Origin of the sequence: Paraburkholderia sp. RL17-347-BIC-D (genome assembly GCF_046027915.1) — a bacterium.
Lineage (GTDB): Bacteria > Pseudomonadota > Gammaproteobacteria > Burkholderiales > Burkholderiaceae > Paraburkholderia.
Genome location: NZ_JARESS010000106.1, coordinates 1 through 11,313 on the forward strand (window position 1 = coordinate 1; position 11,313 = coordinate 11,313).

At 59.4% G+C, this 11,313-nt stretch carries 13 protein-coding genes; 9 read left to right on the top strand and 4 right to left on the bottom strand.

Annotated features, from left to right (window positions below):
- Window positions 1-168 precede the first annotated feature (168 nt).
- Entirely contained in the window at window positions 169-873 is a 705-nt protein-coding gene (locus P0D96_RS46460; RefSeq protein ID WP_408320934.1) for a DUF2971 domain-containing protein, read from the top strand.
- A gap of 279 nt (window positions 874-1,152) precedes the next feature.
- On the opposite strand, the gene P0D96_RS46465 is transcribed toward P0D96_RS46460, so the two are convergent.
- The 3 genes from P0D96_RS46465 to P0D96_RS46475 all read right to left on the bottom strand — a co-directional run bounded on the left by P0D96_RS46465 (window position 1,153) and on the right by P0D96_RS46475 (window position 4,585).
- Window positions 1,153-1,872 (bottom strand): hypothetical protein, encoded by a 720-nt coding sequence (locus tag P0D96_RS46465; protein WP_408320935.1) that lies wholly within the window; start codon window positions 1,870-1,872, stop codon window positions 1,153-1,155.
- Between the two features lie 613 nt (window positions 1,873-2,485).
- Window positions 2,486-3,445 carry an NAD(+) diphosphatase gene (gene nudC, locus P0D96_RS46470; protein WP_408320936.1) on the bottom strand — a complete coding sequence of 320 codons (960 nt, stop codon included), beginning with the start codon at window positions 3,443-3,445 and terminating at the stop codon, window positions 2,486-2,488.
- Between the two features lie 255 nt (window positions 3,446-3,700).
- Window positions 3,701-4,585, bottom strand: coding sequence for a MurR/RpiR family transcriptional regulator (locus P0D96_RS46475; RefSeq protein ID WP_408320937.1), 885 nt, complete (start codon window positions 4,583-4,585; stop codon window positions 3,701-3,703).
- 278 nt (window positions 4,586-4,863) lie between these two features.
- On the opposite strand from P0D96_RS46475, the gene P0D96_RS46480 reads away from it, so the two are divergent.
- From P0D96_RS46480 to alc, 8 genes are read left to right on the top strand one after another with little or no spacing between them, the layout of a single operon-like run.
- Window positions 4,864-5,712: a transporter substrate-binding domain-containing protein gene (locus P0D96_RS46480; RefSeq protein ID WP_028195142.1), complete on the top strand. Its 849-nt coding sequence runs from the start codon at window positions 4,864-4,866 to the stop codon at window positions 5,710-5,712.
- A gap of 19 nt (window positions 5,713-5,731) precedes the next feature.
- Window positions 5,732-6,349 carry a DUF1989 domain-containing protein gene (locus P0D96_RS46485; RefSeq protein WP_408320938.1) on the top strand — a complete coding sequence of 206 codons (618 nt, stop codon included), beginning with the start codon at window positions 5,732-5,734 and terminating at the stop codon, window positions 6,347-6,349.
- Window positions 6,350-6,360: 11 nt separating this feature from the next.
- Window positions 6,361-6,996: an urea carboxylase-associated family protein gene (locus P0D96_RS46490; RefSeq protein ID WP_408320939.1), complete on the top strand. Its 636-nt coding sequence runs from the start codon at window positions 6,361-6,363 to the stop codon at window positions 6,994-6,996.
- Between the two features lie 18 nt (window positions 6,997-7,014).
- Window positions 7,015-7,698: an amino acid ABC transporter permease gene (locus P0D96_RS46495; RefSeq protein WP_408320943.1), complete on the top strand. Its 684-nt coding sequence runs from the start codon at window positions 7,015-7,017 to the stop codon at window positions 7,696-7,698.
- The gene (locus P0D96_RS46500; RefSeq protein ID WP_046572439.1) at window positions 7,695-8,369 is read left to right on the top strand and encodes an amino acid ABC transporter permease; all 675 of its coding nucleotides are present in this window, start codon (window positions 7,695-7,697) and stop codon (window positions 8,367-8,369) included. Before P0D96_RS46495 ends, P0D96_RS46500 begins: the two co-directional genes overlap by 4 nt.
- A 5-nt stretch (window positions 8,370-8,374) precedes the next feature.
- Window positions 8,375-9,178 carry an amino acid ABC transporter ATP-binding protein gene (locus P0D96_RS46505; protein WP_030099714.1) on the top strand — a complete coding sequence of 268 codons (804 nt, stop codon included), beginning with the start codon at window positions 8,375-8,377 and terminating at the stop codon, window positions 9,176-9,178.
- Entirely contained in the window at window positions 9,175-9,843 is a 669-nt protein-coding gene (locus P0D96_RS46510; RefSeq protein WP_028195147.1) for a DUF1989 domain-containing protein, read from the top strand. Before P0D96_RS46505 ends, P0D96_RS46510 begins: the two co-directional genes overlap by 4 nt.
- Window positions 9,844-9,884: 41 nt before the next feature.
- On the top strand, window positions 9,885-10,889 hold the full coding sequence (gene alc, locus P0D96_RS46515) for an allantoicase (protein ID WP_408320940.1): 1,005 nt from the start codon (window positions 9,885-9,887) through the stop codon (window positions 10,887-10,889).
- 243 nt (window positions 10,890-11,132) lie between these two features.
- Here alc and P0D96_RS46520 read toward each other — a convergent pair.
- Window positions 11,133-11,313 (bottom strand): transposase (locus P0D96_RS46520; protein WP_408320941.1); only part of this gene is annotated, 181 nt, incomplete at its 5' end.

Here is an 11,313-nt window from a genome sequence, read left to right on the forward strand (position 1 = left end):
AGCCCGTACCTCAAATCGAAACACGACTTTTTCAACAGAATCGGCCACTTTCGGTCAATCGGCATACCCCTGTGAATTGCTGACAATCGCTATGTGAGTCGTCGCACGCTTCAACATGCTCGGCACGATGCGCGATAATGGCGGTATTTTAGTTCCCCTGAACCGGCGATGCGCTTCTACCACTACACGAAAGCACGTTACGCCCTAGAAACGTTGCGAACCGGCCATCTGAAGGTCGCCACGCTTAAGAACTTGAATGATCCATTTGAGTTACTTTCTTTAACTTTCAAAACGAAAGAAGAACGAGGCATACAGCGGAAATTGAAGGACTTCCTGGAGAGGAAGGTTGGCCTTCTGTGTCTCAGCAAATCCGGTCGCGAACCCGTCATGTGGAGTCACTATGCTGACTGTCATCGGGGGGTGGTTTTAGCGTTCGACACTGGTCCGGAGGACATTCATGAAGTCACGTATCGAAAAACGCGCAAGCCTCATGCGCTCGATCTGACTCAAAATACGGTAGCGCAACTTGAACCGCTGCTTCTCGAAACGTTGACGACTAAAGCGAGTTCGTGGTCTTACGAGCAAGAGTGGCGGAAGCTCATTTTTGAAAAAGATTGGATCGTGAAACAGTTACCTAACGGAGACGGCTCCGGGACTGTGAGTGCACCCTTTTACGATTTCCAAAAGGATATGAAACTTGTGGAGGTGATCCTAGGCCCTGATTGCACGACTACTCCTGATGCGGTAAAAGCAACTTTGACGGCCGGAGGACTGTCCGCAAGAGTGATCAAGGCGCGTAGGGCATTTAGGAGCTTCTCTGTAGTTCAGGATCAAACGACAAAAGGGGGCCATCCTGCACCACGATCAAGTTGATCTTGGCGTTTAGTACCGACGGAGCGGAAAGTCCGCCTAAAATCAGTGAGCCTACACTCGACGCTTTGCAATTCGGCGGCCGGCAACCTCCAACGATAGGCATGGACACATGACCCTAGACGAGTGCGACCGTACGGGTCGAGCACGGCCGACCGCATCGAACAGTAGTCGGTCAACAGCAGACTTTCACCCCTGCGGCCCAACTCTCTGATGAGACCGGGCCGCCGTGAAGTAGTCGCGCTATCGCGGGAAGCCGGTTACGCGGCAGTGCTCTCGGGGTTAGGCGAGGTTTTGGTCTCCACTGCTTTCTCGAGCGAGCGCGAGAAGATCTTCAAGAGAGAACGAGACCTTTCGGCCGGGCAAAAACGCTTTCGTATAGCGCTTCAAAGACGATCCTTGGTCTTCTGCCTTCGCGAGTGATTTGGCAGCCTTCCTGGCACGCCGCATCCCCTCCCGGTTGATCGCCCCGGGGTTTTCGGTATTAAGTCTTGTCACCAACTCTTCGACACGACGTGCCTTCTCCTTTCCCATGCATTTGCGACGCAGATAGTCGGCAAACGTATTAGCCAAGAGCCGCTCTGCGTGGAATTGCTGAAAAGACGGGACTTTGTCGACAGCTGCCGCAAGGCTCCCTGTCTCGAAGAGCGTTTCATAGAACGCAGGCAGTTGCGATCGCAACTCGCCCACCGTAACGATGTCTTGACTTCCAAGCAAGAAGTAAAACGGGGAGGGGCGATCAATCTTCAACGGCGAAATCGCGAACATACCGAAGCATGCTGCCATGACAACGCCAAGATTGCACTTACTTGCGATATTTATCTTGCGCAGCGGCACTTCGAGCTCGCTCCAACTCATGAACTGACCGGCATCTCCCAATTCAAATCCTCGATGAGCGTCGCCATGGCACTCAAAGTGAATAATCGGCAAGCATCCGCTGTTGACGTTCGCGAGAATCCAATCAAGCGCGCTTTTCATGGCCGCCGTCGTGTTCGCACGCATGTACTCGATCCTTAGATCATCCCATCTGTAAGACAGGTCACGCAAAGCGTTGAATGCGTTCCTCGCATTAGGAGACTCAGCCTCAGGCAGCCCGTCCAAAACGATAACGGCATTGTTTAAGAAATGCGAAGTGAAAGGGTTCTCGGTAACCAATGCGTTCTCCAAGATCGTCGTAACAGGCAGGAAAGTCGCTATCTAGCGTCCGCGAAGGAAGCGCTTCATGTCTGGCTCAGCGACGTACATTTCGCGCCGAACTCGGGATTCTCTCATGCACCGTGAACCCAGCTCAATTCGCGACTTTTTGAGACAGTCAACGCTGACGAATACCTTTTCTTAGACGCATCAGAAAAGGCACTGTCTGTTTGGTGCCACTCGGTCACGCGCTCAGACGGTCAGTAGGAATCCGACTGCATCGAATCGAATGACCGCTTCCCGCACGGGCCAGTGTCCCTTGTGGGTCGTCGCGCGTCATTCGACTCGGGCCGACGGGATAAACTTAGGGGCGGCGAGAACCGGTCCCCACCGACGCCTTACGCCGGAGTGACCGATCCAGCTTCTGGCCTCGCGCACTAGGCGATTCCGTTCAATTGCAAGCGCTCCTTTTGCGGGGCGCTCAGCCGAGCAATACCGAGCCACCCTTCTCGACGTACGCCTGTAGCAAATGATGGGCAATGGCGAACGGCTTAGGCGCCGACAGCTCGTCCGCGTGCGTTCCCGCGAGCATCGCCGCAACCTCCTGGCGCGAGAACCAGCGGGCGTCTTCGAGTTCGTCCGTATCGACGACGATGTCGGTGTCGCTCGCCTGCGCAAAGCAGCCGATCATCAGCGATGAAGGAAACGGCCAGGGCTGCGACGCGAAGTAGGCAACCTGTGCACACTTCACGCGAGCTTCCTCCATCACTTCGCGGCGCACGGCGTCTTCCGCGGTCTCGCCCGGTTCAACGAAACCAGCAAGCGCCGAGTACATTCCAGGGGCGAAATGGCGCTGGCGTCCGAGGAGACAGCGTTCGTCGTCTATCACCAGCATGATCACGACTGGATCCACACGCGGGAAATGGCGTGCGCCGCAAACATCGCAGATGCGTTGCCAGCCGGCCGTCGTGACGCGGCTTGCGGAGCCGCAGTTTGCGCAGAAGGAGTGGCGGCGATGCCAGTCGAGCATCGACTTCGCCTCGGCCAGTATTCCCAGCGTTCCCGCAGCGACGAGGTCTTGCAGCGCGAGCGAGCGAAGGTCGATGCGGTCATAGCCGATGCCTGGCGATGGGTCCAGTGGCGCAAGGTTGAGCGCGAAGCCGAGCGCGAAGCGTCCGCTGCCGTCGGTGTCTTCCCCGAGGAAGATGCTATGAAGCGGCTGACCAAAGGCAGCGGTCTCGCTGGCGACGAACCACGGGTCATACTCGCTGCCTCGCTTGAGCAAGGGGACGTCGCCGTCGAAAACGAGAAAGCGCGCGGCCGGGTCGCTTCGTAGATGCTCGAAGAAGGTGTGGTCGTCCCGCTTGTCGGAGCGGCGGTCGAGTGGGTTGAAGTTAAAGCCGATGGACGCGGAAAGGGCGGTCACCATGGTCGTTGACATATGGGCGAGAGGATCCGCAAGTATGGCACGGGGTTCAGTCCGGTCGCTCGCTGGGGTTCAGTCGGCGTCGACACGAAGGACGCCAGCCGGGGCCGCGTGTTGCCGATCGCGGACAGGCAGGGACCGGCCAGCTTGAGACGTTCGACAAGCGACGAAAATTGTCAACAATCGGTGTTCATCCCCTCAACATTACTCGTGGAAATATTACCTCTGCCTAACAGGTGCGGCAGGATCTTTAGATAACTCTCTACGTCTTCACTCGAACTCACGCAAACTTTCGTGCAATATTTCGACCCGCTGTAAATGGTTGCTGCCCCGTTCGAGCAGGCGCTCGGCAACCAGTGAGCAGATCAGATTGACGGCCGCCGTCATGCCGACGTTGCTGTCAAACAGCATCAGGCCATCCGTGTGGCAACGGATTACCCAGCGCGCCAATCGCGCCGGCTTCCCTGCAATGACATCCGACATATACACAATCGGCACGCCGGCCTCAGCGAGTGAAACTGCGGCAAGACCGACCGCCGGCACACGGCGCCGTAAGCCGACGATGATCGCGACATCCTTCGCGGTCAGGTCGCCGAGATATTCGCCCATGGTGTCGCCCGGCGCAGGCAACAACATTACGTCGGAGCGCACCTGAATCAGTTCGCGCCTGATCATCGTGGCTACTGTATGACTATGCCGATACCCGATGATCACCACGCGCCTCGCGTGTGCAACTGCCTCGACCACCTCACTCAGCACGCGCGTGTCGAGCGACCGGTACGTATTTGCCAGGTTCTCGACCTCATGCTGCAAATGCGCCTGAATCACGTCGTCGAGTTTCGTACTCGCATTCTTGCGACCCCGATCCTGTAGATACAACGGTGAACCGCCGACCTGTGCCGCGCGCGCAATCGCACGCGCGTCGTCATAAGACGTATATCCGAGCTTCTGAAAAAAACGTGTCGCAGTCGCTTTCGACACCTGCGCGGTCGCCGCCAGTTCCGTAGCAGTTTGCATCGCCAGTTGACCCGGAGCGCTGAGAATGACATCGGCCAACCGTTGATCGATCTCGGACAGTTCGTCATAGCATTCGGCGATGCGACTCTCGATCGACTGCGGTGCGCGCTTTTGCTGTTTCGTTTGAGGTTTTGACATTTCGATGCTTGTGAGTAAGTGGAGCGCCCGCCGTGGTGCAGCGTCGGCACCGCGAACGTGCATCGCTGTTTTCTTGCACGCAGCAGGTGCGGTCAATCGTCATCCTGCGATGACGTCACTATAAATCGTACCGTGGATCGTGAAATTTTTGTTTCTCTAAAGTCATCGTAGAAACATGTGTTTTCGTCGTTTGCTTCGTGAAACCTAAGTTTCACGCATAAGTTGGCACGGATCATGCGTTCAGACGGGTTCGTCCACCTCTCTACGTGAGTTCCCTGATGTCAAAACGCCGCCTGTCCAGCATCGTCCTCGCCGCGTTGTTTCCGTGCGGCGCGTTGGTCCACTCGGTAGCCGCAAATGCCGATACACTCGACGACATCAAGAGTCGCGGCACGATGACCGTCGCGATCGATCCGACCTTTGCGCCGTATGAATACACCGACGCCAGCAACAACATTGTTGGCTTCGATCCGGCCGTCATGGCTGCGGTCGCGAAGCGTCTAGGAGTAAAGATCGAATATCAGCGCATGGCATTCAGCGGAATCATCCCGGGCCTGCTCGCGCATTCGTTCGATGTCGAAGGTTCTGCGCTGAACGTAACCGCCGAACGTGCAAAGCGTCTCGCTTACATAGTGCCGACCAGCAAGACCGTGAATGGCGCTCTGGTGCGCGCCGATTTCAAAAAAATTCCGCAGCAGGCCACCATCGAGTCTCTCGCCGGACTGACGGCTGCGGTCAAGAGCGCGAGCGCGCCCGAGCAGATCCTCAAGCAGTTCAACGAGACGCTGAAAGCCAAAGGTCTTGCGCCGATCCAGCTGATCAGCGTGGATAGCGTCGATCAGACAGTGGCTGCATTGATGACGCGTCGCGCCGATTTCGTGTTCGACGATATGACCGTGCTCGCGGGCGTTATCAAACAGAATCCGGGCAAGCTGAAATCGACTGGTGAGCTCGGACCTTCGCAATGGATTGCCTGGGCGACTCGCCCGGACGATATACGTCTGAACAAGGCGATCAGCGACCAGATCCTCGCCATGAAAAAGTCCGGCGAACTCGCACGCCTGCAAAAGGCCAGCCTAGGCGTGAGCTTCGATACACCGACGTCCGATTTCATCCCCGCGCAGTAAACCGAGCAGACCGAATCACATGACAGATCCAGTACAGACTCTCACCGTCAAGGCAGGACATGGACGTACCTTCGAAGTGAAGGCGGGCCAACGATTGACCATCATGGACGTCGAGGGGCAGCAGGCCGCCGACTTTGTCGCGGTGGTCAAGTCGAACTATGGCGAGAAGCTGTCGCCGACGCATACGCGCCGCCAGCTTCGGACGCTGTTTTTCAACGTCGGCGACGCGCTGTATTCATCGCTGGGGCGCCCGTTGTTGCGGGTAGTCGAAGACACCGTCGGCATTCACGATGCCAACGTGCCCGCCTGCGACGACACGCGTTTCACGGTCGATTTCAACGTGACCGGGCATCGCAACTGCCTCGACAACATGCACGCGGGTCTGGCTCTGTACGGGCTGTCGCCGTTCGATGTGCCGGAGCCGTTCAACCTGTTTCAGAACGGCCCGGTCACGCGGGATTGCCGAATGCAGGTCACCGATCCGACCAGCAAGCCGGGCGACTACATCACGTTCGACGTGCTCGAAGACCTGGTGTGTGCCGTGTCGTCGTGTCCGCAGGACATCATTCCCGGCAACGGCCTGAAGGTTACCGACATCGCCATTTCCATCCTGCCCGCGACGCCTGTCGCCGCCTGAACGGACTCAACATGCTGCTTCTCAAAGAACCGCCTTCGCGCGCACCGCTGTCCCCACGAACCGTCGCCGTGCCTGCGGGCGAATCGCGCGCGATCGACGTCAAGGCAGGCCAGATCCTGCGTATCGAGGCGAAAGAACCGGGCGCGGTCGCGTCGATGTTCGGCTTCAGCCGGATCAACGACGATGTGTACATGTCGGTTCATCACACACGCGTGTTCAGCAATTCGTACGTTCTGCAGGCGGGCATGCGGATCGTCAGCAATCGCCGCCGCGCGCTGATGGTGCTCGGTAAGGATTCGAGCGGCAAACACGATCTGCTGCTCCCGGCATCGACAACCGCGTATCTCGCGGACCAAGGCTACGCGGGACAGACCGGCTGCGTCGAATCGGTCGGCGCGGTGATTCAATCGCTGGGCCTGAAGCCGCCCAAAATGCCCGACCCGATCAACCTTTTCATGCACGTGGCGTTGCATCAGGATGGCCGCATCGAACCGCTGCCCAACGTCACGCGAGCCGGCGATTTCGTCGCGTGCCGGGTGGTGACGGACATGGTGTTCATCGTATCGGCGTGCTGCACCGGCATTGCGGGCAACGACGTGCCAGGCGCGTTCGAACTGTCGGCGGTCGAAGACCTCGACCAACTCTGATTCCGGGAACCAGCCGTGATGGGCTTTGACCCGCAAGTGATCCACAGCCTGCCGACACTCATCGACGGCTGGCTGCTGACCGTGGAACTGACGCTGTTCGGCGCAACCGGCAGTCTCGTGTTTGGCCATCTCGCGCTCGCGATGCAACTGACACGCGTTGCGCCGTTGCGCTGGGCCGCGCGACTCTATATCAGCTTCATGCGCGGCACACCCGCCCTCGTGCAACTGTTCGTGCTGTTCTTCGCGTTGCCGCTGATCGGGCTGGGCGGCCGTCCGATGCTGGCAGCCGCGCTCACGCTCGGCCTGAACAGCGGCGCCTACACAGCGGAAATCGTGCGAGGCAATCTGCGGGTGATCACTCCTGGCCAGTACGAAGCCGCGACTGCGCTCGGTATGGCGCCGTGGCGCATCGCGTTGAGGATCGCGCTGCCGCAGATGCTGAAGGCCAGCCTGCCCGCACTCATCAACGAATTTACGATCCTGTTGAAAACCACGCCGCTCGCGTCGGTCGTCGCCGTCACCGAACTGACGTACGCGGGACAGATGGTGATCGCGCGAACCTACACGTCGACGCAAGTGATGCTGCTGGTCAGCGTCGGCTATCTGGCGGTCGCGTTGCCGGTTATCTATGCCGCGCGGCGCGCACAGCGTTCGCCGCGCGCGCCAGGCGTCGAGCAGGTCGCGGCGGGAGTTGCGCGATGACCTTCGATCTCAGCGTTCTGTCCGGCTACTGGCCGGAGCTTGCAGCAGGACTCGGCAGCACGGGCTGGTTGTGTGCGGCCGGCGCAGGAATGTCGGGCGTGCTTGGCGTGCTGCTGACGGTCGGCCAGCGACGCGGCGGTCCGTGGCTGGCTGCGGTGATTCGCGGCTACACGGCATTGACGCTCGGCTTGCCGCTGCTCGTGTTGCTGTATGTCATGTTCTTCGTACTGCCGGATTTCGGCGTGCTGCTGCCCGCGCCGCTGGTCGGCACGGTCACGCTCGCGGTCTATTACGGCCCGTACGTCGCAGAAGTGATTCAGGCTGCTGTTGCCGCCGTGCCCGCTGGAACCGTCGAAGCGGGAGTCGCGATCGGCATGTCGCCGGTCGCGATCGCCCGCCGCATCATCGCGCCGCAAGCGCTGCCGCTGCTGCTGCCCACGCTGACGGGTCTGCTGATCGGTCTCGTCAAAGATTCCGCGTTGCTATCGGTGATCTCTGTGCACGAATTCATGTTCGCCGCGAAGGCCGTCGTGTCCGACACGTACGCGCCGCTCGAAGTCTATTTCGTCGTCGCGATGGTCTACTGGGCCGCGACGTCCGTCATCCACTTTTCGACCCGTCATTGGGAGCGCCGCCTCGGCCGCGACCATCGGGTCGCCCAGCCCCGGTGATCAGCATGAACCTATCCGACAGCACGCCGCCCGTAGCGTTGAAGGCGAGCGGCATAGTCAAGTGGTTCGGCGCGAACCGCATCCTCGACGGCGTCGATCTGACCGTAGCGCGCGGCGAAACGGTCTGCGTACTTGGTCCGTCGGGCTCCGGAAAATCGACGCTGTTGCGCTGCCTGAACTGGCTTTCGCCGCCCGACGAAGGCGCCATCTGGATCGGCGACCAGCGGATCGGCTTGCGCGAGAACCCGAACGGCGCGACGAGCCCGCGGCCTGAGCGCGAGATACGGGCGCAGCGCAGCCGCATCGGCATGGTGTTTCAGAGTTTCAATCTGTGGCCGCATATGACGGTGCTCGAAAACGTGATGGAAGGGCTGCTGTCGGTCAAACGGATGAACCGTCTCGCCGCCGCTGACCTCGCCGTCGAAGCGCTGAGCCAGGTTGGGCTGGGCGGCAAGCACACGTCGATGCCCGCGAACCTCTCGGGCGGCCAACAGCAGCGTGTCGGCATTGCCCGCACACTCGCGATGGCGCCGGAAGTCATCCTGTTCGACGAACCGACCAGCGCGCTCGATCCCGAACTGGTCGGCGAAGTGCTGACGGTGATGCGCGGACTCGCTGCGAACGATACGACGATGATTGTCGTCACGCATGAAATCGGCTTTGCGCGCGATGTCGCGGACCGCGTGGTCTTCATGGACGGCGGACGCATCGTCGAACAAGGTCCGCCCGCGCAGGTGCTCGACACACCCTCGTCGCCACGACTCCAGCAATTTCTCTATCGCTTTACTCCGGAAAATTCACGCTCATGAGCTATACAGATCAACCTGCAGTAACCGTTCCCGCCGGCCACGGCAAAGCAGTCCGACTGAAAGCGGGCCAGGCCGTACGGGTCATCAATACCCATGGCACGCAAGTCGTAGACTGCTGGGCCTGGAACGCGTACGACCTGAACGAATACATGTGCATGGAGACCACGCGCGTCTGGAACCAGCGGCTCAATCCGGTGGTTGGAGACAGCTTCGTGACCAACCAGCGTAATCCGGTGCTGACCGTCGTGGAAGACACGACGCCCGGTGTCCATGACACCTTCATGGCGGCCTGCGATCGCAAACGCTATGAACTGCTGGGCGTGCGCGGCTACCACCGCAACTGTTGCGACAACATGTTCGAAGGTATGTTCGAACTCGGCATAACGCCGCCGCGCCAGAACCTCGCTTCGTTCAACATCTTCATGAATATCCGCGTGCAACCGGACGGTATCACGCTGCATACGTTGCCTACCGTGACAAAGCCTGGCGAGTACATCACGCTACGCGCCGAAATGGATTGCTTCGTTGCGTTTTCTGCGTGTCCGCAGGACATCGTCAAAATTCAGGGGCAAGCCGACAACACGCCGAAACCGGTTGACATCGCCGTGCTTGACGACTTCGTATCCGATCTGCAAGGCACGCAACCGTGGGTTCCGGACGCCTGAGCGTTCATCATTTCAACAATCTCAGATAGACGCTCACACACATGGCCATTCCCACTCTCGACCCGAACGCGCCGGCCTTTACGCGCACAGGCATCAATCTCGCGGACCCACGTCTCGGCGCGCAAGCTGTGTTTACCAGTGATGATTTTTTCGCGCCGATGGCTCGCATGCTCAATCCGGAGCCGGCCGTGTTCATACCCGGCAAATACGATGACAACGGCAAATGGATGGACGGCTGGGAATCGCGTCGCAAGCGCGTGACTGGCCACGATTTCTGTATCGTCAAGCTGGGCACGGCGGGCGAACTGATGGGCGTCGATATCGACACGAGCCATTTCACCGGCAACTTTCCTCCGGCGGCATCGATAGACGCGTGTCGCTCGGATGACGACATTCCGCCCGCCGATGCGCAATGGACCGAAGTGCTTCCCGCGATGGCGCTGAACGGAAACGCGCATCACTTTCGCGCAATCGAGGCGGCCGAGGGCGCGGTGTACACGCACGTACGCCTGAATATCTACCCGGACGGCGGTATCGCGCGATTGCGCGTGTTCGGCCGGCCGCGCCGCGAACTCGCGCCGGGCGCCGAACTCGATCTCGCGTCAGCGATGAACGGTGCGCGGATCGTTGCGGCGAACAACCAGCACTACGGCCTCGCGTCAAATCTGCTTTTGCCCACGCGTGCAGCCAACATGGGCGAAGGCTGGGAAACCCGTCGGCGTCGCGAACCGGGCTGTGACTGGTGCATCGTCGAACTCGCGGTGGCTGGCGAAATCAGCAGGATCGATGTCGACACCGCGCATTTCAAAGGCAATTTCGCGGACCGTTGCTCGCTTCAAGGCGCATTCGTTACGGCAGGCACCGACGAGTCGCTCATTACCCAATCGATGTTCTGGCCCGTGTTGCTCGACGAGCAGAAGCTGGAAATGGACTGCTTACGTTCGTTCTCGCCTGAACGGATAACGCGGGTTACCCATGTGCGCTTCAATATTCTGCCGGACGGAGGGGTGTCGCGAGTTCGTCTGATCGGGCGCGCACTGGTCTGATCCACAACGCCTGCCCGATTTGATCGTAAGAGGCGTTCCAGCTTCGAAGACTACACTTGTCATTGGAATTGTTTAAACAGGGCTAGTCGTCGCGGAGGATCCCGTTGCCACGCAACGTGCCGTTGCGTGGTTGACCCACCCGACGTTGCTCTAGATGTAAGATTGCGACGAGGCGTAACCCTCGCTAGTTCCGCACGAACGTCTCTTATCGAGGAAGCTGTATGTCTCCTCAGGGGTGCGGATTCAACCGGTCGATGCAACGGCTTGCTGAAATCGTTCAGCTGGTGTGTCGAAGTCTAGTGTTTTTCGGGGACGTTCGTTGAGTCGCCTCCCCACCGCATTAAGTCTGGCCTGTGAATAACCAGAGAGATCGATACCTTTAGGGAAGTACTGTCTGAGAAGCCCATTTGTGTTTTCGTTCGAG

Excerpts from the sequence above, each read along its gene's own strand:
- P0D96_RS46485 (WP_408320938.1), top strand. The coding sequence starts at position 5,732 with ATGACAGATCCAGTACAGACTCTCACCGTCAAGGCAGGACATGGACGT.
- P0D96_RS46480 (WP_028195142.1), top strand. The coding sequence starts at position 4,864 with ATGTCAAAACGCCGCCTGTCCAGCATCGTCCTCGCCGCGTTGTTTCCG.
- P0D96_RS46500 (WP_046572439.1), top strand. The coding sequence starts at position 7,695 with ATGACCTTCGATCTCAGCGTTCTGTCCGGCTACTGGCCGGAGCTTGCA.
- P0D96_RS46510 (WP_028195147.1), top strand. The coding sequence starts at position 9,175 with ATGAGCTATACAGATCAACCTGCAGTAACCGTTCCCGCCGGCCACGGC.
- nudC (WP_408320936.1), bottom strand. The coding sequence starts at position 3,445 with ATGTCAACGACCATGGTGACCGCCCTTTCCGCGTCCATCGGCTTTAAC.
- P0D96_RS46505 (WP_030099714.1), top strand. The coding sequence starts at position 8,375 with ATGAACCTATCCGACAGCACGCCGCCCGTAGCGTTGAAGGCGAGCGGC.
- alc (WP_408320940.1), top strand. The coding sequence starts at position 9,885 with ATGGCCATTCCCACTCTCGACCCGAACGCGCCGGCCTTTACGCGCACA.
- P0D96_RS46475 (WP_408320937.1), bottom strand. The coding sequence starts at position 4,585 with ATGTCAAAACCTCAAACGAAACAGCAAAAGCGCGCACCGCAGTCGATC.
- P0D96_RS46460 (WP_408320934.1), top strand. The coding sequence starts at position 169 with ATGCGCTTCTACCACTACACGAAAGCACGTTACGCCCTAGAAACGTTG.
- P0D96_RS46495 (WP_408320943.1), top strand. The coding sequence starts at position 7,015 with ATGGGCTTTGACCCGCAAGTGATCCACAGCCTGCCGACACTCATCGAC.
- P0D96_RS46490 (WP_408320939.1), top strand. The coding sequence starts at position 6,361 with ATGCTGCTTCTCAAAGAACCGCCTTCGCGCGCACCGCTGTCCCCACGA.
- P0D96_RS46465 (WP_408320935.1), bottom strand. The coding sequence starts at position 1,872 with ATGCGTGCGAACACGACGGCGGCCATGAAAAGCGCGCTTGATTGGATT.